Genomic DNA, 24160 nt, shown 5'->3' on the forward strand with positions numbered 1-24160 from the left:
ACTGGAGCAGCTGAAAGTGCAAGAAAAACCGGTCTCCCACGTCGGACTGATTTTCATCCTGGGATTGATATCGATGCTGATGCCTCTGGCCATCGATATGTATCTGCCAAGTATGCCCGTGATCGCACAGGAATATGGCGTTCCGGCGGGCAGCGTGCAAATGACGCTCAGCGCTTACGTGCTGGGTTTTGCAATAGGGCAGCTGTTTTACGGACCGATGGCGGACAGCCTCGGGCGTAAGCCGGTTATCTTCTGGGGCGTGATGATCTTTGCCGTCGCGGCCGGTGCCTGTGCGCTGGCGCAGTCGGTCGAGCAACTGGTCTGGATGCGTTTCCTGCACGGTCTGGCAGCCGCTGCCGCAAGTGTGGTCATCAATGCGCTGATGCGCGATATGTTCACCAAAGATGAATTCTCGCGAATGATGTCTTTCGTGGTGCTGGTGATGACGGTTGCGCCGCTGCTGGCACCGATGCTCGGTGGTTTGCTGATGGCCATATTCAGCTGGCACGCGATTTTCTGGGCAATGGCCATCGCCGCGCTGATTGCCGCGACGCTGGTGGGCGTCTATATCAAAGAGACACTGCCCAAGGAACGACGGCAGAAATTTCATCTGCGTACCAGCGTCGGTAACTTTGCGTCCCTGTTCCGTCACAAACGTGTGCTCAGTTATATGCTGGCGAGTGGTTTCTCATTTGCCGGGATGTTCTCTTTCCTCAGCGCCGGTCCGTTTGTTTACATCGAACTTAATGGCGTTTCGCCGCAGAACTTCGGCTTTTACTTTGCGCTGAACATCGTCGCACTGGTCATTCTGACACTCATCAACAGCCGTAACGTGCGCCGTACGGGCGCGGTGAAAATGTTCCGCTTCGGGTTGTTTGTGCAACTGACGATGGGGATGTGGCTGGTGATTGTGTGTACCTTCGGATTGCCATTCTGGGCGATGGTGATCGGTGTGGCGGGGTATGTCGGTGTGATTGCGATGGTGACGTCTAACGCCATGGCCGTCATTATGGATGACTTCCCGCACATGGCCGGTACAGCCGCTTCACTGGCTGGCACGATTCGTTTCGGAACCGGTGCGGCGATTGGTTCTGTGCTGTCACTGTTTACGGCGAAAAGCGCCTGGCCGATGGTCGGTTCAATGGCGTTCTGTGTCCTGGCCGCCACCTTGCTGTATCTCTACGCCAGCCGTCCGGCGAAAGCAGTATCTGCATAACTTCCTCCCCCTTCGCAGGGGGAGGAGCAAAGTCCGGTTGGCCTGCTGATTTTACAGATGTCGAAGCAGGAATTCGGTCTGCTCCCTCCCCTGCGAAGGGGAGGGTTGGGGTGGGGTATTAAGGTCAAAATCAGAAAGCTAACGTTTTCTTTAACAAGGGGTTAGCCTTTAAAACCCCCTCCCAACCTCCCCCTTCGCAGGGGGAGGAGCTAAACCAGCACCGTTTTGGATCATTAAACCACTTCTGCTTTCACTCCCTGAACCCTGCGCGCGGCTTTGGCACGGGCGTATTCATCCGCCATGGCTTTGGCCTTCGCCCCCGGTACCAGCGCCATATCGCACTCTTTTGGCAGCAACGTGGTGACTGCCGCGGCAATCAGTAATGAGGCCACCAGGGCATAAATCGCGGTGCTCTGGCCGTAGAGACTGACCAGCACGCCGACCAGATACGGACCGCAGAAACCGCCCAGATTCCCCAGACCGTTGATCACACCCCGTGCGCTGCCTGCCACTTCCGGCGTGGTGACTTTACCCGGAATGGTCCAGAAGGCGCTGGTGGCGGCTTGCAGGAAGAAACCGGCACCGACCAGGAAACCGTAGGCCGCCATGATGTTATGGCCAAATGCGACAGAGGCCGCCAGACAAGCTGCGAAACCACACAGCGGCAGGGCAATGAACATACGACGCTTACCGGTTTTATCCGACAGCACCGACATCGCCAGGATCCCCAGCATGGTGCCGACGTAAGGGATAATCGCCAGCATACCCACTGAACTCATGTCACCGCCGGTCAGGTTTTTCAGGATGGTCGGCAGCCACAAGGTATAGCCGTAAATCCCGGTCTGATAGAAGAAGTTAATGATGATCAGTTTGACGATAGACTTGTTACGGAACACCTCTTTCAGCGGCGCATTGTTTACCGGCGCCAGGGCTTTCAGGGCTTCGCGTTCGCGGTTCAGTTCCGTCACCAGATAGTCGCGTTCACGCTCTGACAGCCATTTCGCTTCTTCCGGACGGTCGCTGATGGTGAACCACCAGAAAAGCATCACCACGAAAGATAATGCCCCTTCGATGATGAACAACCAGCGCCAGTCGAGCGTATCAAGAATCAAACCGGACAACGGCGCGGTGATCATCCCGCCGAGCGGCGCGAACATCAGCACGTAAGCATTGGCGCGGCCACGTTCTTTATCAGGGAACCAGTTGCTGACCATCGTCAGCACCACCGGCAGCATCCCGCCTTCTGCCACACCCAGCGCAAAGCGCAGGAACAACAGCTGATACTGATTGGTGATAAAGCCGGTCAGGATGGAGATCACCGCCCAGGCAATCAATGAGCAGGCAATGAATTTCCGTCCGCTGCCGTGTACCGCCAGGCTGCCGCCCGGCACCTGCAGGAATAAATAGCCGATAAAGAAGATACCGGCGGCCAGACCGGCCATTGAAGCGGTAATCCCTAATTCCGCGTCCATCCCGCCGGGCATGGCGAAACTAATATTGACCCTGTCCATGAAGGAAATAATGCAAGCGATAAGGATTGGCGTTATTACTCGAAGCCAGCGAGCCTTAGGAATCTTATTATCCATATTCTTTCCTCTGTATGCCTGTAACCGGTGATGGCTTAATAAAAGCATTTTGAGGAAAGTATTTCGTGACAGGAGTCACGTTGAATTATGTTAAGAAAAGGTGTTACCACTTACGTGATCCTGCACCGGAGTTGGCGTGCAGGACGAAGGGGGAGAAATGGACGGGAAAGGAGGATTAAATGGTGCCGCCGAGGGAAATACGGTAATGCAAATCCACCCTTTCGATCGTCGGCAGGTTCCTGATTTTTTTGAGCAATATCTCTGCCACCACTTTCCCCATCTCAAAGCGCGGGGTGATCACGCTGGCTAATAATGGTGTAGTGGCGAGGCCGATATCCAGCCCGTGGAAACCGGAAATTGCCATATCCTGCGGGACGCGGATCCCCTGTTTGATACATTCTTGTAACACGCCGACGGCAATATCGTCATTGGTACACAAAATAGCGTTGGTCTGCGGATATAACTGACGCGCCATGGCCAGCATGCCCGCACCAATAGATACCGACGACACTTTATTAGGCGTGATATGCACCGGCGTCAGCCCGCGTTCATCCATTGCGCGGCTGTAACCCTGATAACGCTTCTGGTCGCGGGCATCTGACATCGAACCGAAATACACCACATGTTCTTTGCCGCTGGCGAGCAACGTATTCGCCATATCGTAACCGGCCTGCTGGTTATCAAAACCGACGGCAATCCGCCCGTGCGGATCGTCGAGATCCATCACCTGCGCAACAGGAATTTCTGCGGCATTCAGATACTTATCGGCTTTCAGGGTATGCACGGAATCCGTGAGGATCAGTCCGGCAAGCTGATAACCGAGCAGATTAATGATGTGTTCTTCCTCGCGCTCTTTGCTGTAATCGTAATTGACGACCAGCGTCTGAAAGCCCTGCGCGGAAGTGACCGACTCAATGCCCGCCAGTAAGTCGGAGAAAATCTGGTTGTTAAATGACGGCACTAAAATGCCGATACGCGGCGCTTTGGCCGGTCCGCGGGCTTCTTCCAGCGGATATCCCACTTCTTCCATCACCTTCGTGATGCGTTCGCGGGTTTCAGGAGACACCTTTTCCGGCGTGCGCAGAAAACGGCTCACCGTCATCTTCGTGACATCCGCCAGTTGGGCGATGTCCTGTAGTGTCACGCGCTGGTTTCTCATGCGGAGTTTTCCTGATTGGGCCTGCAAATATACCTTGTTATTGAAACAGAAAGCGCCGGAGATTGTTATCAAAATGATGATGATCACACCCGGAGTAACAGGGTTTTTTAACATTCCGTCAGGTGATCTGCATCACAGTTTAGCGCGGGGTAAACCGGTGTAGTGAAGCTAACTTTTTAAATCAGCGTTCAATAAGGCCAACGTCATGACAAATCTCTTCTCACTGGACAATAAAAAGATTCTGATTACCGGCTCGACGCGCGGTCTGGGTTTCCTGCTGGCGAAAGGGCTGGCGCAGCATGGCGCGGAAATTATCGTTAACGGTACACAACAGGAATCCACGCAAAAAGCGGCCGAAGCCCTGCGTGCTGAAGGCTTTATCGCCCATGCCGTCTCATTTGATGTCACCAGCAGTCAGGCGGTGAATCAGGCGATTGATCATATTGAAAGCACCATCGGGCCGATTGATGTGCTGGTGAATAACGCCGGTATTCAGCGCCGCCATAAATTCACCGAGTTTCCGGAAAAAGACTGGGACGACGTGATTGCCGTAAACCAGAAATCTGTGTTCCTGGTATCGCAGGCGGTGGCGCGTTACATGATCCAACGCGAGCGCGGCAAAATCATTAATATCGGTTCGATGCAAAGCGAGCTGGGTCGCGACACCATCACGCCATACGCCGCTTCAAAGGGCGCGGTAAAAATGCTGACCCGTGGCATGTGCGTTGAACTGGCACGCTACAATATTCAGGTGAACGGCATCGCGCCGGGCTATTTCAAAACTGACATGACCCAGGCGCTGGTCGATAACAAAGAGTTCTCCGAATGGCTGTGTAAACGCACGCCGGCTGCACGCTGGGGCAATCCTGAAGAGCTGGTGGGCGGCGCGGTTTATCTGTCCTCTAGGGCCTCAGATTTCGTGAATGGTCATTTACTCTTTATTGATGGCGGCATGCTGGCTGCAGTATAGGAGGCCCAATGAACAAAATCGCATTAATCACTGGCGGGGGCAGCGGTATCGGCCTGAGCGCCGCGAAAGCGCTGGAAGCGATCGGATTTAAAGTGATTCTGGCCGGGCGTAATAAGGCAAAACTCGACCAGGCGGTCGCGTTGTTTACACCGGGGCAGGCGGTGGCACGTCAGCTGGATGTGACCAGCCCGCAATCGGTGGCCGCGCTGTTTCAGGATATTCAGGAAACCTTCGGACGTCTGGATTTGCTGTTCAATAACGCCGGTAATAACGTGAAGGATGTGCCGATCGAACAACTGCCGGTGGAAGACTGGCTGTCGGTGATCAATACCAATCTCACCGGCGCTTTTTTGTGTACGCAGGCGGCGGTAAAACTGATGAAACAACAAACGCCGCAAGGCGGACGTATCATCAACAACGGTTCGATTTCGGCGCAGTCGCCGCGCCCGAATTCTGCGCCGTACACCGCCAGCAAGCACGCGATTACCGGACTGACCAAATCCACCGCGCTCGATGGTCGCGCGTTCAACATTGCCTGCGGGCAAATCGATGTCGGCAATGCGGCGACGGATATGGGCAATAAAGCGCTGGCAGGCAGAATGCAGGCGGACGGACATATCGCTGAGGAACCGGTGATCCCGGTGGAGCGCGTCGGTGAGGCGGTGGCGTTTATGGCCGGTTTACCGCTCGACACTAACGTGCTGACCATGACCGTAATGGCGAGCGCCATGCCGCTGGTCGGGCGCGGTTAGTTTTCAGATCCGCATATAAAAAACGGCCCAAACAGGGCCGTTTTGCATTTCAGTGTACGGATTACGCTGCTTTGGTTTTGCGTTTCCGGCCAAGCCAGAAAATCAGCACCAGCAGAACAATCACGCCAGCCACCATTGCAGGAGCCATAAACGGTTGCAGTTTCGCCAGTAATGTCACCGGACCGCCTGCGCGTAACACCGCGACATCATGTGCGCTGACCTGAATGGCCGCATTGCCGTAGTTTTTCAGCACGTAGTTGGAGATGTCAGCAATCTGCTGATCATCTAACTGACCGACATACGAGCCCACGCCAAATTTCGGCATCAGTACGTGATGGTCGCCGACCTGTCGATCCACGCCGTAAAGAATGGCGGAAATCAGGTTAGACGCATTACCCATGCCGGTGGCGGTATTGTTGAACAGCGACGGATATGCCTGATTTTCGCTGCCAGAACCGTCCGGCTGGTGGCAACTGGCGCAATAACCGCTGAACAGTGCCGCACCGTTGTCGATGGTTTTGTTCGCATTAAACGGGTGCGCGCCGCGTAAACCTTCTTCCACGTTCACCGGTTTACCGAAGGTGTCCGCCGCCTGCGTATCACGCGGGTCACGCACCGGCGTGCTGTTTTTCAGGTAGAAAGCAATCGCGTTCAGGTCACTGTCAGACATGTATTGCAGACTGTTTTGAACCGCTTCCGCCATACCGCCCGCTGCCTGGTTTTTCCCGGCGGTGCGGCCCGTTTTCAGGTATTCCACCAGCTGAGGTTGCGACCAGTTACCAATACCACTGACCGGATCCGAGCTGATATTCGGGGCATACCACGGGCCGACCATGCCGCCTGCCAGCGGTTTATCGGTCACAGAACCCATCATCAGGTTACGTGGCGTATGACAGGTATCACAGTGACCGGCACCGTTGACCAGATACGCACCGCGGTTCCATTGTTCACTTTTCGACGGATCCGGCTTAAACGGCGTGCTGTCGAGATACATCATGTTCCAGCCCGCCATCGCAATACGCATGTTGAACGGGAACGGCAGGGCAGTTTCAACATTCGGTTGTTCGACCGGCTTCACACCCTCTTTGAAATAGACATACAGCGCATGCATGTCGGCATCGCTCATATGACTGTAAGAGGTATAAGGCATGGCCGGATACAGATTGGCACCGTCAGGGCGAACACCTTCCCGCACCGCGCGGGTGAACTGTGCTTCGGTGTAATTACCGATACCGAACTGTTTCGACGGTGTGATGTTGGTGGTGTAAATCGTGCCCATTGGTGAATGGATTTCATAGCCACCGGCAAACGCTTTACCGCCTTCCGGGGCAGTATGGCAGGCCTGACAGTCGGCGGCTGTCGCCACTTCTTGCCCCTGACGGATCAGTTCAGCCTGATTGTCCGCAGCGAAGGCGAATCCGCTTAGCGATGCGCTCAGCAGGCAGGCGGTGAGAAGTTTCTTCATGCGGCACCTGCCAGTTTTTTCGCCATATCATCGGCGGCTTTCAGGCCGAGTGCGGCCATAGTCAGCGTACTGTTCACCACGCTGGAGGACGGGATCGCGCCGCCGCCCGGCAACCACAGGTTAGCGTGGTCGTGTGCGCGGCATTCGCCGTTGACTACAGAATCTTTCGGATCACTGCCCATGATGGTGCCGCCCATGATGTGGTTGTTGGCGTTCAGGCTGGTGGTGATATTGAATTCTTCTGCCATGAACAGGGAACCGATGTGCTCAAGCTGCTTGTGAGCCGCTTCCGCGCCTTTGCGCACGTAATCCCCGACATCGTAGTGAATATCCGGGCATGGCAAACCGTGTGGATCTTTACGGGTGGTGCTGAGTGTCAGGCGGTTATTTGGATCCGGCAGCGGTTCCAGGCTGATGGACAAATCCACGCCAAAGATGGAACGGCGGCGGATTTCTTCATCCAGCTCTTTGCCCACCAGCCCCATCTGCAACGCTTTAGAGGTCGCAGGGATCACGCGGCTGATGTTGTTGAGGATCATTTTGTTGGCAGAATAGTCTTTGCGGAAATCGCCATCGCGCGGGCCGACCAGACAACTGCTCTGCGCCGGACCACGACCGATCCACAGCGGCTCTTTGGCGATAAACGTGCAGTGGAAACCGGAGTGATCCATCATGTTACGACCAACATGATCAGACGAATTGGCGATACCGTTTGGATTTTTTTCGTTTGCGGCCATCAGCAACAGGCGTGGCGTCTCGATGCCGTTACAGGCCAGCGCGAACACTTTACCGGTCGCTTTATGCGATTTCTTCTGATTATCCAGCCAGTGAACGGCGGTCACATTGTTGTTTTCATCCGTGTCAATTTTGTAGACCACCGCTTCAGCCAGTACCACGGCACCTTTGTTCTCAGCGCGTTCGACGTGCGCAATTCCGTTATACATCGCACCAATCGGGCAGATTGGCTGGCAGTTGTTGTTGCCACAACAGGTCGGGCGGCCATTCCACGGACGGGTACTGCGACCCTGCGGAATTGGCACGGAACGGTAACCGTGCGGGTTAACGATTTCAGCAAAACGGGTGTCGCCGTAACCGTAAGGCACCTGTTCCATCGGATAGGGTTTGCTGCGCTCAGAAGGCGACTGCAACTCAGGGTCATTGGGACCGGCTACGCCGATTTCTTCTTCAGCACGGCAGTAATAAGGTTCGAGTTCATCATAGGAAATTGGCCAGTCGCGGCCCACGCCGTACAACGTTTTCATTTTGAAATCGTTGGGAACGTGACGCCAGCAGGATGCTGCCCAGTGCCAGGTGGTGCCGCCGACGGTGCGCAGATAACCTTGTTTGAAGCTGCTGGCGCTCGGCCCGGTCAGATGGACGTAGTTATTTTCCGGGAAGTACAGCGGTGCGGGGGCTTTTTCAGACTGCGGGTAAAGCCCCTGGAAGTCAGAGCCAGCGCGGTTTTCGAAAGGCATGTTGCGCCAGTTTTCAACGGCCTGCGCGCGCTCAATGCGCAAACCTGCTTCCAGCACCAGAACGGAATATCCCTGGCTGACCAGCTGATCGGCAATCATGCCGCCCACGATACCGGAACCGACAACAATCACATCAGCAGACGCATCGCCGTCTGCCGTAAATTCTGGTTTTTTCATCAGGCTTTGCTCACAACATGTGTTTCAGAAGGATTAGTAAAACGATCAGCATTCATGGATTCAGGCATCGCAGCGGCGGGAGGTGCGGCGGTGAAGTACAGCGGACCGTTTCCGCAGTAAGTGGGCACAATCAGGCCGTCACTGACCGGGCGATACATCAGCGCATCTTTGTATGCAATTAAAATGGAATCGGTTCCATGTCCAACCGTGCCAGTATACCAGGCGGTGACGATGCGGGTCACCAGTTCACCCAAACCGTTTTGCTTTGCCACTTCCTGCAAATCCTTCGCTGCCTGACCGGGTTTCACCAGCGCGTGTAGTTTGCTGACCTGCGCAGGGAAGTCGGGTTGTGAGCGATAGAATGCGTTGAAAATCTGTGCGGAAGAGCCTTCGCTGATATTTTTATGTTCAGTGATAGCCTGCGATACCAGGTAGAACTGGCCGAAGATAACCGGATCCTGCGTGGCGGTTTCTTTCTCCGCCTGGCTCAGGAACGGGAAGCCGAGCAGGGTAGTTGCCACCATCGCAGACGTCAGGCCTTTGAGGAGTTCACGACGACTGAAACCGGTTCCATTTTCGGGTGTGTTGCTTCCAATGATTGAAGGATCGTTTTCCATCTCTTTCTCTCTGGGAATGGGTTTTTGCCAAAAGGCAGGGAGTTCGCTGTCTGATTCTTATTATAATTTGCGTAATACGAGATTTATCAGCGGGTTAGTTTTGCCGATGTCTGTCCCGATAGGGTATACCACTTATAACGATGCGGATGATAAGCCAGAGAAGAGGGATTTGTGCAAACAAATTGTGCGGATTTATTAACATTAGATCCAGATTTTAACGTATGATGCGCGACGATAAAAAATGTAACCAACAGGTTCATTTCAAAATGAAATTAACCGATACCGCATCATTCTTAACTCCTCTGACTTAACTATCCTGTTGATAATAATCATTTTAGTGCGGAATTAGTCATGTTTACGTAGTTTGATTTGTATATTAAATGTAAAAAAATAAGGATCGAAAGGTAGCGACAATTGATTAAAGTGGTTGTTAATAAAGGCGTAAAAGGTTACAAATAAGCCAAAATGAGATCTGCCTCTCAATATGGTCGGGAGCAGACATAAAATTAGCAACAGTCTGTCAATTTGTATCCTATTACGTTAATTCAATGTTAATAATTTGAACGAAGAGTAGGCAAAGAGCAGCCTGTCGGCTATAACTTAAGCAGTGTGGTTGTAGCTATTTTGTAAAAACAGCGTGTAAATAATTTGCATGTATCATTGTCTGGGGAACGACGTGAATAATATCCAACTTTCGGTAGTACATCGTTTGCCGCAAAGTTATCGCTGGTTGTCAGGTTTTGCGGGTATCAAAGTTGAACCGATTCCGCTGCCTGGTAATGATGAAGATAACAACCTGATCGGCCTGAAACTGCTCAGCCATGAGGGCGAATTCGCCTGGCAGGTGATGCATCAGCTCACTGATGCATTAGAAGATATTCAGGTAAAAGCGGCGATTGTCGAAATCGACGGTGAGCCGTGTTTATTCGTTCATCGTGAAGATGAAAGTGCCACGCTCTGTTGCCTGAAAAATATCGGTGCAGCGATCGCGGAATCTGTAACTGCACTTTATCCTTTCTGACACGCCGCAATCCCGGTGCATTCCGGCGTGTTTTGCCTGCGTCTCAGCGCTGGTGGGTGTCGAAAGCCTCTGACGCGGCCAGTAATTCGCGGGTATAAGCCTGCTGCGGTGCAGTAAAAATCTGCTCACACTCTCCCTGTTCGACCACTTCTCCGTTTCGCAACACCATCAGCTGATGGCACAAAGCCCGCACCACGTGTAAATCATGACTGATAAACAGATATGTCAGGCCGTGACGTTGCTGTAACTCACTTAAAATGGTCAGAATCTGCGCCTGAACCGATTTATCCAGCGACGACGTAGGTTCATCCAGGATCAGCATTTCCGGTTGTAAAATTAACGCACGGGCGATCGCGATACGCTGGCGCTGGCCGCCAGAAAACTCCGTCGGGTAGCGGTGGCGGGATTGCGGATCCAACCCCACTTCCTGCATTGCGCGGATCACTGCTTTATCGCGCGCCTGTTCACTGACGTTGCGATGCACCAGCAGACCTTCAGCGATGATTTGCCCGACGGTAAAGCGCGGATTTAACGCAGAGAAAGGATCCTGAAACACCACCTGAATCCGGCTGCGGAACGGCAGCATTTTCTTACGCGAGAAAGCATGCAGTGGCTGGCCGTCAAACCAGATTTCCCCTTGCGATTTGAGCAAACGCAGCAATGCCAGCCCGGTGGTGCTTTTGCCTGAACCGGACTCGCCCACCACACCGAGACTTTCTCCCCGGCGAAGCTGGAAACTGACCTGGTTCACCGCGTGTTTGATGCCGACCGTGCGACGCAGCAGGCCGCGTTTGACGGGAAAACCGACATCCAGATTTTTCACATCCAGCAGAACAGGCGGTTTACCGGTCAGCGGCTGCGGGCGACCCTGTGGTTCGGCTTGTAACAGCTGGCGGGTATAAGGGTGCTGAGGCTGACTGAAAAGTGCGGTACGTGATTGCTGCTCCACGACGCGCCCGTGTTGCATGACTGCTACGGTGTCTGCCAGACGGCGCACTATGCGCAGGTTATGGGTGATAAACAGCATCGCCATCCCCATTTCCTGCTTGAGCTCGTCGAGCAGCGATAAAATCTGCGCCTGCACGGAGACGTCCAGCGCGGTGGTTGGTTCATCGGCAATCAGCAGCTTTGGCCTGGTTAGCACCGCCATGGCAATCATCACGCGCTGGCGTTCACCGCCGGAAAGCTGGTGCGGAAAATCCCGCAGGCGCGAGGCTGCCTGACGAATACCCACGCGATCCAGACAGCGCAGAATTTCAGTGCGTGCTGCATCACCGTGAAGATTACGGTGCAGCGTCAGCACTTCAGTCAGCTGTTTTTCGATGGTATGCAGCGGATTTAGCGACACCATCGGTTCCTGAAATATCATCGAAATCTGGTTGCCACGGATCTGGCGCAATGTGCTGGCATCTGCGTTCAGTAAGGATTGGCCAGCAAACAGAATGTCGCCTTGCGGATAGACCACGGAAGAGGGCAGCAGACGCAACACTGACAGCGCAGTGACGCTTTTGCCGGAGCCGGATTCACCCACCAGCGCCAGGGTTTCACCGGCACGGATATCGAGCGATACATTGCTGACCACTTCACGTTGCTGTTTTCCCTGACGGAATGCGACGCTGAGATTTTTGATTTGCAGTAACGGGGCGGATAACGCAGCGTCTGTCATTTCAGAGCACCTCATTATGGTGTGCGGACGGATTGAAGGCATCGCGAACGGCTTCACCAATGAAAATCAATAATGACAGCAGCGCGGCCAGCACCACGAAAGCGCTGATCCCCAGCCACGGCGCCTGCAAATTATTCTTCCCTTCCATCAGCAGTGTACCCAGCGATGGCGAGCCCAGCGGCAGGCCGAAACCGAGAAAATCCAGTGACGTCAGTGTGGTGATCGAGCCGCATAGGATAAACGGCAGATAGGTCAGCGTGGCGACCATCGCATTAGGCAGCATATGACGCCACATGATAGCGCGGTCGCTGACGCCCATCGCCTGCGCGGCGCGGATATAATCAAAGTTACGGGTACGCAGGAATTCGGCGCGCACCACGCTGACCAGCATCATCCAGCCGGAAAGTACGGTGATCAACAGCAGCCACCAGAAGTTGGGTTGCACCACGCTGGCCAGAATAATAATCAGGAACAGCGTGGGAATGCTCGACCACACTTCGATAAAGCGCTGCCCGAGCAAATCGATTAATCCGCCGTAATAGCCCTGCGTGGCACCGACAATCATGCCAATCACCGAGGTCATCGCCGTCAGCAGAACGCCGAAGAACAGCGAAATCCGCAACCCGTAAAGGATTTGCGCCAGCACATCATGCCCGTTACTGTCGGTGCCCAGCCAGTTTTGAGAAGAAGGCGGTGAAGGGAAGGGCTGCGCGGTAGAAAAGTTAATGGAGTTATAACTGCTGCGGATCGGTGCCCAAATCGCCCAGCCGTGGTCTTCAATCTGGCGCACAACAAACGGATCCTGATAATCGGTTGGCGTTTCCAGCTCACCACCAAACGTCGTTTCGCTGTAATTGACCAGAAACGGCACATAGAGATGTCCCTGATAACGTGCCAGCAGCGGTTTGTCGTTGGCGAGGACGTTGGATAACAGCACCAGGATCAGCATCACCATGAAAATCCACAGCGACCAGTAACCACGGCGGTTCTGGCAAAAACGCGCCCAGCGCGCCTGACTGACGGAGTTCAGTTTAAAAAGGCTCATTACTGGCGGCCCTCAAAATCGATACGCGGATCAACCAGCGTGTAAGTGATGTCGCTGACGATATTGAGCAGCAATCCAATCAGCGTGAAAACATACAGCGTGCCGAAAATCACCGGGAAATCGCGCTGTACGATAGCGTCGTAGCCCAGCAATCCCAGCCCCTGTAAGGAGAACATCACTTCAATCAGTAATGAACCGGTGAAAAACATGCTGATAAAAGTCGCCGGGAAACCGGCGATCACCAGCAGCATCGCGTTGCGAAAAACGTGCCGGTACAAAATTTGTTTTTCGTTCAGCCCTTTCGCGCGCGCAGTCATCACATATTGTTTACCGACTTCATCCATAAACGAGTTTTTGGTCAGCATCGTGAGGGTCGCAAACCCGCCAATCACCGTCGCCAGCACCGGCAACGTTATATGCCAGAGGTAATCGGTTACTTTGCCGTACCACGGCAGGGTATCGAAATTCGGCGACGTCAGGCCGCGCAGCGGGAACCAGTCGAGATAACTGCCGCCTGTGAATAGCACAATCAATAAGATGGCAAACAGGAAAGAGGGAACGGCATAACCGACAATAATGACGGAGCTGCTCCAGGTATCGAATTTCGTGCCGTTACGCACCGCTTTGCGGATCCCGAGCGGGATCGACACCAGGTAGATAATCAGCGTGCTCCACAGGCCGATGGTAACGGAAACCGGCAGCGCGCTTTTCACCAGTCCCATAACGGATGAGCCGCGGAACAGACTGTCGCCAAAATTAAAGCGAACATAGTTGGATAACATCTCGAAATAACGCACATGCAGCGGTTTATCGAAGCCGAAGCGGTGGGTGATTTCGGCAATGACTTCCGGATCCAGGCCCCGTGCGCCGCGATACTGACCTTCACCAAACTGCGCTAAACCCGGCGACGCTTTGCCATTTCCGCTGCCCGCGCTGGCACCCGGTAAACCGCCTGACTGCCCCATTTCAATAGCGGCAATCGCCTGATCAACCGGACCGCCGGGAGCAATCTGCACAATAAAAAAGTTAATGGTGATGATCGCCCACAACGTGGGGATCACCAGAAGCAGTCGTCTTAAAAGATAGGCGGCCACAGTATGCTCCTCAGCGGCGTTGCGCAGGTAAACGGGCTGCGCGGTTAACGTCGTACCACCATGTATCGAGTTCCATTCCGTTGGATGGGGTGACGGCTGGCATCGAGAATTTATCCCAGTAAGCGTAGCGCTCGTGATGGGTATACCACATTGGGATCATCAGCATATTCCACGTCAGCACACGGTCGAGCGCATGGCCCAGCGACAACAGGGCATCAGGTTTGCCCTGATTGGCGGCGATTTCGTCGGTCAGCTTGTCAATGGCCGGATCGCTGACACCTGATTTGTTATAGGTGGAATCGAGATATTTACTGTTCCAGTAAATCTGCAAATCGCTGCTCGGATACGACGTGGCGGGATAAACCGTCGGCAGCATATCGTAATCACGCTGGCGCATACGGCGCACGAACTGCGAATTATCCACTTCACGGATCGACATCTTAATGCCCAGTCGCTGTAAATTATGCTGGAACGGCAAGACGTACTGTGAATTCCCGCCGCCAGGTAACAGCAGCTCGAAGGTAAACGGCTTACCGGTTTTGCCATTCACCAGCACCTGATTTTTCACTTCCCAGCCCGCTTCTTTCAGTAATGCGGTGGCTTTCAGCAGATTTGCGCGGTCATTACCGGTGCCGTCAGAGCCGGGTGGCTGATACAGCGCGCTAAAGACTTCAGGCGGCACTTGGCCTTTCAGCGGCCCCAGCCACGCCAGTTCTGCGGAGTTCGGATAATCTTTTGCCGCGTAGTCGGTATTCTGGAAGTAACTGTTCACCCGCTGATACGCCCCGAAATACAGCGCCTTGTTCATCCAGTCAAAATCAAAAGCCAAAGTGATGGCTTCGCGCACCTTGCGGTCGGCGAATTGCGGGCGATGGATATTGAATGCCAGCCAGCGGGTATCCTGCGCTGCCTGATTTTCCACATCAGCTTTAACGATAAAGTTTTTGCTGAAATTACCGCCCTGATATTGCGTCGCCCAATTTTTCGGCGAGGTTTCCATGCGGAAATCAAACGCGCCGGACTTAAACGCCTCCAGCGCCACATTGTCGTCGAGGTAATAGTCGTAGCGGATGGTGTCAAAATTATAGCGGCCCCGGTTGACGGGCAAATTGGCCGCCCAGTAATCCGGCACGCGGGAATAGGTGATGTACTGACCGAGTTTGTAATCGCTGATGCGGTAAGGCCCGCTGCCCGGCGGCGGTGTACTCAGCGGTTCATTGAATTTATGCTTTTCCCAGAATGTCTGCGGCAAAATCGGCAAACCGAGCAGGCCGAGCATCATGTCTTTATCCGCTTTCGGCAACACCATGCGTACTGTCAGGCGCGAAATGGCTTTTACTTCCACACCTTTATACACCACGCGAAATTGCGGTACGCCTTCGGTCATGAATTTTCGGAAGCTGAAGGCCACATCACTGGCGGTAATCGGGGTATTGTCGTTGAAACGGGCGCGCGGATTGATATCCACTTCGACCCAACGGTACTGGCTGTCATAACGGGCAGAATCGGCGATCAGCGGATAATAACTGCCAATCTCATCGCTGGAGGTGGTAAACAGGCTGTCGTAAAGCGAGCCGCTGCGCGCAGCCGGATTACCGCGAGACGCGAAGCGGTTGAAGTTGTCGTAAGTACCAATGGCCGCCAGTGTGATCTGACCGCCTTTCGGGGCGGCAGGATTGACGTAGTCAAAACTGGTGAAGTTTGAGACATACTTGGGCTCGCCTAATATGGCGAACGCGTAACTGTCCTGTATGACTTCAGCTTGTGCGCTGAGACTCAGCAGGCACAGCACACCGGCAAAAACGCGAGAAAACATCCTGAATCTGCACTCCTGTGATGACGACAGCATAATGCGGCATTACCGCGGGCTATTTCGATATTAATCAATTGAAAGCAAAGATTTTGTCACGCACGACTCTTCGGTTTCGTCCCTGATTTTGGCCTTTTTATCACAACCGGATGCAGACGCCTAAAAGAAAAATGGAACAAAAGATGCGGGACTGATGCAGGTCAAATCTGCCAGGTGGCTTCTTTCTCATTGAAATCACGTATAAAGTCCAGCAGCTCAGGAACACCGAGCGATTTGCTGTACAGATATCCCTGTAAATAGGTCACGCCGTGATTGCGCAGATACTCCGCCTGCATCTGGGTTTCGACGCCTTCGGCTACGGTTTTGATCTTCAGTTCTTCCGTGAGTTTAAGGACGGTATCCAGCACCGGGGCGATCAGGGTGTTCTGATCAATCGACATGACAAAGCCGCGGTCAATTTTCAGATAATCCAGCGTGAACTTCTCAAGATAGATCAGCGCGCTATGGCCGGTGCCAAAATCGTCAATGGCTATTTCAATCTTATGGCGGCGCAGCCAGTTAAATTCCCGTAATGCACCTTGTGTATCAATCATTCCACGTTCTGTAATTTCGAATACCACCTGGAAAGCATTCTCAGGTAACGCTTCAATAAAATTCATCACATCGTCATGAAAGCTGATTTTGTTCATGTGGTGAGGAGAAATGTTGATACTGAGTTTGCCCGGACCGGGAAAAGCGTGCTGCAAGGTATGGGCGTCCGCTGCCACCAGAGCCATCATATGTTGAGTCAGGTCGACGATAAGCCCCTGATTTTCAGCATAGCTGATAAAAACATCGGGCGGAATGGGCCCCTCAATGGGGTGCTGCCAGCGCAGCAGGGCTTCAACGCCAGTCACCTTCAGGCTCTTTGAGTCGATAACCGGCTGATATTCAACAAAGAATTCTTTATTTTTCAGCCCGCGCAGAACCTCACGCTCAACGTTATGGCGGTTCAGCAGGCTGTGGTAAATCAGCGCGCAAACCAGCAGGCTAAGCAGCAGGCCGCCTGAGAACGTAAAGAGTATGTTATCGCGGGTCAGGGAAGGAGAGTAGAGACGAATGCTGAAAGGATAATTATCTATTTTGACTTGAGTAAAATGGCTGCGGGGCAAATCACTGATCTTGATCAGACCGGCCTGAGAAGAAATCAGTGCGCTCTTTCCCACCAGCAGTGCAAAACCCCGGTAGCCGGAACCTGGCTGCGCAAAAAGCATATACGGCGACAACGTCAGTTCCAGCGTTGCTATCACGCCATCGTCCGTTGCACCGGGGTTACGCTGCCATATAAGGATCACCGCGCGGTTCGGGACGGCAGGGGTGCCCATCTGCAGGCCGATACTCATGTTGTTATCAAATTCGAGGTCATGCAGGGTACTGTTTACAGGAATGTGCTGATTACCGGAAGCCGAGGAACAAAAAACGATGCCATTACGCACCAGCTGAAAATCACGAACACCCATGCTGAATGCGACGTCACGGCTTAATTCCCCGGCAATGGAATGGCAGGGTTCTGTCGTGAGCAGTCCGATTCTGTGCATCGTGTCGGTTAACTGGCGCAGATAATCAGCAGTAAATTGTGCCGTTCGTTGCGCGATTTCATTTTGTTCGCGGAGATTGTTGGTTTTAATAACGGTGAGGGTAACTGCGATAAATAAAATGAAAAACAGGGCTGAAAAAAGCAGGCTTCTCTTTAAATACAGATGTTTGGGCAATACGGTGTGTGTTAACGCCGTTTTTAAACCCATATGTTTTGCCCTTTTCGCGCAGAGGAAATAAAAGAATAACGTCGTCAAAAAATCAACAGACACTTCATACACTTTATTACAGGCATAAAAAAACGCCATCCAAAGATGACGTTTTTTTATTCGCTTGGCATAGGACAACAAGAACTAAATCATAAGGTAACGGGATCAGCCGTTAGCTAAAACTCGTCTTGCTTCACGATAACGTGCATTCCAGTAGGACTCTTTCAGATTTGAAATCATCACACCGTTGCTGGTGGATGCATGTACAAACTGATCGTTACCTAAATAAATGCCGACGTGACGGCCTGTTGAACCCGCACGGAACAGAACCAGATCACCCGGACGCAGTTTCGTGCGCTGGATTTTCTTGCCTTTCTCTTCCTGTTCATAGGTTGAACGAGGTAAATCCATACCAAATTGTTCGCGGAATGTTACCTGAACGAACGCTGAGCAATCGATACCACGCTTGCTGTCACCGCCCAACCGATAACGAACGCCTTTCCAGCCAGCGTACTGATCCATAATTTTGGATTTAACGTTGACGTTGCGAACCATTGCTTCGAATTCATCCTGAGAGGCTTGCAGTAGAAGGCCATCATTGCCATTTACTGCACGCATATCAGTTTGCGCGTTTTCTGTGTTCGAAGAATGTGTACCACTACATGCAGAAAGAATAATTGCTGCACCAATCGCGGGAATTATCCGCGTGATATATCTCAGAAACGGTTGAGACTTGACCATTATTGTTGTTATCCCTTGCTGTCCTTAACGATGAAATCGTTATTAAAATTGCCAAACGAAGCGAGATTACCTGCCATATATCTGTGGGACAAATACCAGGGGGAGGAAATGTGCGTCGGAGCACGTTTTTTTCCTGAACCGGGGTGTTTTTAACACAATTCTATACAGGCGAATTGGAGATTACCGTAATGAACAGGTGATTGCGAGAGGTATTATGAGATTTTTTATAAGAAATTGTGATGTAAGGTGATGTAAGTAAACATGTTAAAAATGCTGTGTGATCTTTACGCGAATTTGGGTTAAAACCGCATCAATAGCGCGTTCAGGGGACATAATACAGCGCAGAGGCGTTGAGAAACATCCTTTAAAAAGGCCCGGAAAATCATAAAGATCTGCCGGGCCATAAATATTATGTATGCATCCAAAATTATGCGTGTGTCTTAGGATTTTTTTTACCGGGTAATTTTTGATCAAGCCAGTTAATCAGCGTATCGCTGGCTGGTGTCATCAGCCACCAGCTGGCACCGACCAGCACGACGGACATTGAGCCGACCGCGATATCAGTAAACCAGTGTGCACCAATCATCACGCGTGGGAGTGAGAAGATGAGGGTGATGATCAAGGCGACAGCGAATGCTGACTTACTCAGGTAGCGCAGCATAAAGCATGAAAAAATAATCAGCATCATGCCATGGTCGCCGGGGAAGCTGTCGCTGGAAGCATCTTTGGTGGGAATGCCGGTCAGTTCGCTCACGCGGTTTACGCCCGGGAAGCTGAGTGACGGGCTTTTATGGCTGACAGGCAATAAATGTCCGAGCTGGTTGAGCACAACGGCAGTCAGCAACATCACGACACCAATAATGATGTACCGGCGACGCCCGTCGCTATCCTGCTTCAGGAAATAGCTCAGATACAGGATTCCCATCGCCAGCAATGAAATCAGATCAAAGGCACGATTATTGGTCACGGCGACCAGGTGCAGAAACCACGCATCAGTGGCCAGATGTTGATTAAAAAAGAAGAAAATCGATTTATCAATCGGGAACCAGAAACCATGGTTTGCTGGCAAATAGAAAGATAAAAATAAGGCAACACCTAATACATTGAGTATCAGGATTGCGGGAATATTGCGGCGCCACATAAAGGAAGACCTATTCTTAGCAAAGTAAGGAATAACTTAGTTAGCGTTAACTTAATCTGATCAACTTAAACGAATCTTCAACAAGGAGGATTGTATTGCATTCCACTGCACTTCATTTTGCGTAATAAGCTCAATTCTGCTGTCTAACGGCGCCACCGGTTTCGTTTCAATGTGTAAGTCATTGCCCTGACGGTTAATCAGTAATGTGCCTTCTTTAATGCGTATAACCCCTTTGACGCGATCAACCGGCACCGCGCGCGCCCAGTCGAGAATGCCCGCGGTCTCAAACTGCGTTTCGCCATCAAATATCCACCCGCAACTGGTATAACCGTCAGCCTGATTCAGCGCGCGACGCCAGCGCTGTTTTCCCGGCAGGCTCAGTGCAGCCAGTCCTTGTTTAGCGGCGTGAGCGTGATGATGTTTACCTTGCGGTAACTCAACCAGATTCTGGCGCGGAAAATCAAGTAATGTCAGGGCGATCTCACCTTGCGAAGCCGTCACCAGAAGACGCTCGTGACCATTCTGCTGATACCAGTCGTCCAGCTTCTGCGTGTCCTGCGCCTGCGTCACATCAGACTTATTTGCCACGATAATGTCTGCTGCGGCTAACTGATCGCGAAAGTTTTCATTATCAGTCACCCGCTGATCGCTTAACTGACGCGGATCCAGCAGACAAAGCGTGGCATTGAGTGTCAGCCAGTTGCTGTAAACGTCAGACGTCAGTAAAGAAAGAATCTGTTTCGGATGCCCCAGCCCGGTGGGTTCTATCAGCAAGCGGTCAGGTTTAGCCTGCTGCAATAACATATTCAGACCGACCTGCATTGGCAATCCGTTCACACAGCACATGCAACCACCGGGGATTTCCTTCAAAACCGCACCACTGCCAGCCAGTAATGCACCATCAATGCCGACTTCGCCGAATTCATTCACCAGCACGGCCCACTTTTCACCTTCAGGCTTCTGAGCCAGAAGGTGGCGCAGCGTGGTGGTTTTTCCGCTTCCCAGAAAGCCGGTGATCAGGTTGGTTTTGGTCATGGTTGCACATCCTTTTTGAAAAATTCCCCGCCAATGTGCAGCGACTCCTTAAGAAAATCCAGCGTTGCGCCGATGTAAGACATGGATTGCTTATTTTTGCCGGCAGGCAAGCAAGATTTATTTTGCCTCCAGACGTGTAAATTCAATTAGATGTATTAATGTTAAATTGTGGTTACGGGAACTTTAAAATTAATAGTTATGATGAGGTGTCACCATGAACAGAATTACCTGTGTACTGTTTTTGGGAGTCATGGCCTCAGGGACGATTCAGTTTGCCAGTGCCGCTGCAACAGGCGGAATTATTCATATTACCGGGTCAATTGTTGACGGAGGATGTCACGTCAGTGCCGCACGTAATGCGGTGATCAGCGACTGTGATCGTGGCGGAAAACAGGTGAGGCAAGTTCATACGCTGAATGCGCAAAATCCTTCTTCTTTCGCCTTGCCTTTGTCTCTCGGGCAGGTCACCACGCGGCATATTAATAATGATCCTCGCCTTGCGGTGATGACGGTGAGTTATAACTAAGCAGCCGTAAATAGTTAGTATCGTTAATATGTTTCGCTCCGGTCATTGAGCGCGGTAATGCAATGTATCGTTATGTGGCCGGACAACTTTATGAACTGGCTGGCCCAATCTTGATCGGGCCGTCAGTTTTCTATTCCTGTCCTTTCCCTTTTTGCTGACATGTTATAATTTTCTCTCTTATTTCAGGCATCAGAACGATTAATCAGATGTCAGACCAATTGAGCTTGTGTCAGTGAAAGGGGCAAAAACATGCGACTTTATCAGGAGATAGGCGGTCATTTACGTCGCGATATCCATGCCGGAAAATATGCCCCTGGCGATCGCCTCCCTCCGGAGCGTGACATTGCGGAATCTTATTCCGTCAGCCGAAGTGTAGTGCGTGAAGCGCTGATCATGCTGGAGCTGGAAAAAGTGGTCGAAGTGCGTAAAGGTTCCGGCGTCTATGTATTGCATCAACCGGAAGATAGCCAGCCGGAAAGCGCTGACAGCGGATATGGCCCGTTCGAGTTATTACAGGCGCGGCAATTGCTGGAAAGCGAAGTCGCGGCTTTTGCGGCGATGCAGGCCACTAAGACGGATATTCTGCAAATGCGCGATGCCATTGATGCACAGCGAGAATGCATTGCACGTGGCGTCTCCGATGATGCTGAAGATCAGCGGTTTCATGCCTTGCTGGCGCAGGCTTCCCAGAACAGTGTGCTGGTTAAACTGGTGGATGATCTGTGGCTGATCCGCCAGCGCAGCTCAATGTGGCAGGGGATCCATCAGCATGTCGGCGATAAAAACTACAGTCAGATTTGGTTGCAGGACCATCAGACAATCTTGCAGGCAGTACTTCGCAGGGATCCGAAAGCCGCCAAGCAGGCGATGTGGCAGCATCTGGAAAATGTCAAAGATATGCTGTTACAGGTTTCGGATGCTGATGATCCGTCTTTTGACGGATTCCTTTTTTCCTCAGTCCCCTCAGAACTGAACGACTGATACCGCCGCACAAATAAGAACGGCTGCCGCAGCAGCCGTTCTTAGCTTCAGTTGCCGGGCTTAACCTACGTATTTTGCCACGGTTTTCTTCGCGCCAATTCTTTGCAGATCGGCATACGCGCTCAGTATGGCCGCTACGACTTTCTCTTCATGAGGCAATTGCTCACCGAATACGCCCGTCAGGGCCAGCAGGGCTTTCACCCGCGGTTCGCCATCTTCGGTTGATGCCACAATTTTAGCGACGGTTTCAGCCATCGGATCTTTAATCTCAATGGACTGCCCGGCATCATCAGTACCACCGACATAACGCATCCAGCCTGCCACGCCCAGCGCCAGTAATTCATAGGAACCACCATTTTTAACATGCCAGCGGATGGAATCGAGCATACGCTGTGGCAGTTTCTGGGTGCCGTCCATCGCGATTTGCCAGGTTCGGTGTTTCAGCGCCGGGTTGCTGTAACGTGCAATCAGGCTGTCAGCATACGCACCGAGATCAACACCCTCGACGCTCAGCGTCGGAGCTTGTTCATGCAGCATCAGATGATGGGCAGCGGCCTTATAGTTGGCATCTTCCATACAATCGTTGATGTGCTGATAACCGGCCAGATAGCCGAGATAGGCGAGGAAAGAGTGGCTGCCGTTCAGCATGCGCAGCTTCATCTGTTCGAAAGGCAAAACGTCGGCAACCATCTGTGCGCCAGCTTTTTCCCAGTCCGGACGGCCCGCCACGAAATGGTCTTCCACGACCCACTGAATGAAGGGTTCACAGGCGATACCGCAAGGATCGGTCACACCTCCGAGGGCTTCGGTGATTTCTTCCAGCGTATTTTCCGTCGCGGCAGGAACAATACGGTCAACCATGGTGCTTGGGAAAGAGACGTTTCCGGCGATCCATTCAGCCAGTTCTGCGGAACGTGCTTTCGCCATGCCCAGTACGGCGTTTTTTACCACCAGACCGTTTTCAGGAATGTTATCGCAGCATAAAACGGTGAAGCCTGGTAAGCCGCGCTCATGACGTAAACGCAGGGCTTCGACTAAAACGCCCGGAGCGGTACCCGGCGCCTGACCGCCCGCCAGATCCTGCTGAATTTTTGGATTTTGCAGATCCAGTTCGCCGGTGCCCGGCTCAATGCAATAACCTTTTTCAGTGATGGTCAGGGAAACAATCGCGATCTGTGGCTCAGTGAGTTTTTCAAGTACTGCTTCCAGCCCGTCAATCCCGCCGTGCACAGATTCATGTGCAGAGCCGATGATAATCGCCTGATTGCCGTCCGCGCCTTTTTCCAGCACGGTAAACAGATGATTTTGCTGACGCAAACTCTGGATCAGCGTTTCATTGCCGAACAGGCTAATTTCGCAAATGCCCCAGTCGCCCCCCTGGAGGTTCAGCACGCGGTTGGTCAGTAGCGCCTGGTGAGCGCGATGGAAGGCACCAAATCCGAGATGAACAATACGGCTTTTTAACACATCGCGATCATAAGCAGGCAATGACACTGCTGCAGGCAGGGACGCTGTGGCAATAGTTTTCATGCAATACTCCAGGCAAGTCAGAAATAAATAATTGGTCAGGCCAAATTGGGGCTATTTACCCGTCAGTTGAATTTTATGCTGGATAAAGCGACGATTTAAGCCGAAATCAGGGCTTAGAGTGTAAAGTCATATGATAGAAAGGGGAATTGGTAAGTCCAGATAGCCACTCATTTTGTGATGCAGATCCACTGTCTGAAGGATTAATCGCAAAATGCAGACAATAAAAAAGGAACGCCGCAGCGTAATGCCGATCGTTTAAGGATCAGTTGACCGATCCGGTGGCTCGTGTAAAAAGGGTTCATGCTCATCATGGACCCTTTTTAAATGGAACTTTCACAAGCTCTCGGTATTATCAATCTCACTGCCCCC

General features: G+C 52.3%; 20 protein-coding genes. 6 read left to right on the forward strand and 14 right to left on the reverse strand.

Annotated features, from left to right (window positions below; translation table 11 throughout):
• Positions 1–16 precede the first annotated feature (16 nt).
• Entirely contained in the window at positions 17–1216 is a 1200-nt protein-coding gene (locus LC431_RS17110) for a Bcr/CflA family multidrug efflux MFS transporter (RefSeq protein ID WP_217244215.1), read from the forward strand.
• A gap of 233 nt (positions 1217–1449) precedes the next feature.
• Here the strand turns inward: LC431_RS17110 and LC431_RS17115 are convergent, their stop codons facing one another.
• Positions 1450–2802, reverse strand: a complete 1353-nt coding sequence (locus LC431_RS17115; protein ID WP_112198531.1) for an MFS transporter — start codon at positions 2800–2802, stop codon at positions 1450–1452.
• Positions 2803–2977: 175 nt separating this feature from the next.
• Entirely contained in the window at positions 2978–3961 is a 984-nt protein-coding gene (locus tag LC431_RS17120) for a LacI family DNA-binding transcriptional regulator (protein ID WP_013574640.1), read from the reverse strand.
• A 205-nt stretch (positions 3962–4166) separates the two neighbouring features.
• Here LC431_RS17120 and idnO point away from each other — a divergent pair, with 205 nt between their 5' ends.
• Both idnO and LC431_RS17130 read left to right on the forward strand, forming a co-directional pair.
• Entirely contained in the window at positions 4167–4931 is a 765-nt protein-coding gene (idnO, locus tag LC431_RS17125) for a gluconate 5-dehydrogenase (protein ID WP_112151190.1), read from the forward strand.
• Between the two features lie 8 nt (positions 4932–4939).
• A complete protein-coding gene (locus LC431_RS17130; RefSeq protein ID WP_217217033.1) occupies positions 4940–5683 on the forward strand; it encodes an SDR family oxidoreductase in 744 nt (247 codons plus the stop codon).
• Between the two features lie 61 nt (positions 5684–5744).
• Here the strand turns inward: LC431_RS17130 and LC431_RS17135 are convergent, their stop codons facing one another.
• From LC431_RS17135 to LC431_RS17145, 3 genes are read right to left on the reverse strand one after another with little or no spacing between them, the layout of a single operon-like run.
• Positions 5745–7148 (reverse strand): cytochrome c, encoded by a 1404-nt coding sequence (locus tag LC431_RS17135; RefSeq protein WP_013574643.1) that lies wholly within the window; start codon positions 7146–7148, stop codon positions 5745–5747.
• Positions 7145–8800 (reverse strand): GMC family oxidoreductase, encoded by a 1656-nt coding sequence (locus tag LC431_RS17140; protein ID WP_112151188.1) that lies wholly within the window; start codon positions 8798–8800, stop codon positions 7145–7147. Before LC431_RS17140 ends, LC431_RS17135 begins: the two co-directional genes overlap by 4 nt.
• Positions 8800–9417: a sorbitol dehydrogenase family protein gene (locus LC431_RS17145; RefSeq protein WP_037036152.1), complete on the reverse strand. Its 618-nt coding sequence runs from the start codon at positions 9415–9417 to the stop codon at positions 8800–8802. The genes LC431_RS17140 and LC431_RS17145 overlap by 1 nt, the downstream gene beginning before the upstream one ends.
• 676 nt (positions 9418–10093) lie before the next feature.
• Here LC431_RS17145 and LC431_RS17150 point away from each other — a divergent pair.
• Positions 10094–10438 carry a YejG family protein gene (locus tag LC431_RS17150; protein ID WP_015689537.1) on the forward strand — a complete coding sequence of 115 codons (345 nt, stop codon included), beginning with the start codon at positions 10094–10096 and terminating at the stop codon, positions 10436–10438.
• A gap of 43 nt (positions 10439–10481) precedes the next feature.
• Here LC431_RS17150 and yejF read toward each other — a convergent pair whose 3' ends face one another.
• The 8 genes from yejF to LC431_RS17190 all read right to left on the reverse strand — a co-directional run bounded on the left by yejF (position 10482) and on the right by LC431_RS17190 (position 20754).
• Entirely contained in the window at positions 10482–12104 is a 1623-nt protein-coding gene (yejF, locus tag LC431_RS17155) for a microcin C ABC transporter ATP-binding protein YejF (RefSeq protein WP_037036151.1), read from the reverse strand.
• Position 12105: 1 nt separating this feature from the next.
• A complete protein-coding gene (locus tag LC431_RS17160; RefSeq protein ID WP_112151187.1) occupies positions 12106–13149 on the reverse strand; it encodes an ABC transporter permease in 1044 nt (347 codons plus the stop codon).
• Positions 13149–14243 (reverse strand): microcin C ABC transporter permease YejB, encoded by a 1095-nt coding sequence (yejB, locus tag LC431_RS17165; protein ID WP_112198100.1) that lies wholly within the window; start codon positions 14241–14243, stop codon positions 13149–13151. Before yejB ends, LC431_RS17160 begins: the two co-directional genes overlap by 1 nt.
• Positions 14244–14253: 10 nt before the next feature.
• On the reverse strand, positions 14254–16059 hold the full coding sequence (locus LC431_RS17170) for an extracellular solute-binding protein (RefSeq protein ID WP_112198101.1): 1806 nt from the start codon (positions 16057–16059) through the stop codon (positions 14254–14256).
• Positions 16060–16253: 194 nt separating this feature from the next.
• Positions 16254–17837 carry a cyclic di-GMP phosphodiesterase gene (locus tag LC431_RS17175; RefSeq protein WP_223510120.1) on the reverse strand — a complete coding sequence of 528 codons (1584 nt, stop codon included), beginning with the start codon at positions 17835–17837 and terminating at the stop codon, positions 16254–16256.
• A gap of 165 nt (positions 17838–18002) precedes the next feature.
• A complete protein-coding gene (gene mepS, locus LC431_RS17180; protein WP_013574652.1) occupies positions 18003–18578 on the reverse strand; it encodes a bifunctional murein DD-endopeptidase/murein LD-carboxypeptidase in 576 nt (191 codons plus the stop codon).
• 427 nt (positions 18579–19005) lie between these two features.
• Complete coding sequence (locus LC431_RS17185; RefSeq protein ID WP_013574653.1) at positions 19006–19719, reverse strand: phosphatase PAP2 family protein; 714 nt, start codon at positions 19717–19719, stop codon at positions 19006–19008.
• 60 nt (positions 19720–19779) lie between these two features.
• Positions 19780–20754 carry a GTP-binding protein gene (locus tag LC431_RS17190; protein WP_223510121.1) on the reverse strand — a complete coding sequence of 325 codons (975 nt, stop codon included), beginning with the start codon at positions 20752–20754 and terminating at the stop codon, positions 19780–19782.
• Positions 20755–20968: 214 nt separating this feature from the next.
• Here LC431_RS17190 and LC431_RS17195 point away from each other — a divergent pair, with 214 nt between their 5' ends.
• Together LC431_RS17195 and LC431_RS17200 are read left to right on the forward strand one after the other, a co-directional pair.
• Positions 20969–21280 (forward strand): hypothetical protein, encoded by a 312-nt coding sequence (locus LC431_RS17195; RefSeq protein WP_013574655.1) that lies wholly within the window; start codon positions 20969–20971, stop codon positions 21278–21280.
• Positions 21281–21529: 249 nt separating this feature from the next.
• Positions 21530–22261: an FCD domain-containing protein gene (locus LC431_RS17200; RefSeq protein WP_013574656.1), complete on the forward strand. Its 732-nt coding sequence runs from the start codon at positions 21530–21532 to the stop codon at positions 22259–22261.
• Between the two features lie 60 nt (positions 22262–22321).
• Here LC431_RS17200 and LC431_RS17205 read toward each other — a convergent pair whose 3' ends face one another.
• Positions 22322–23791 carry a mannitol dehydrogenase family protein gene (locus LC431_RS17205; RefSeq protein ID WP_013574657.1) on the reverse strand — a complete coding sequence of 490 codons (1470 nt, stop codon included), beginning with the start codon at positions 23789–23791 and terminating at the stop codon, positions 22322–22324.
• Positions 23792–24160: the final 369 nt, after the last annotated feature.

Origin of the sequence: Rahnella sp. GSA61A (assembly GCF_019969905.1) — a bacterium.
Taxonomy (GTDB): domain Bacteria; phylum Pseudomonadota; class Gammaproteobacteria; order Enterobacterales; family Enterobacteriaceae; genus Rahnella; species Rahnella aceris.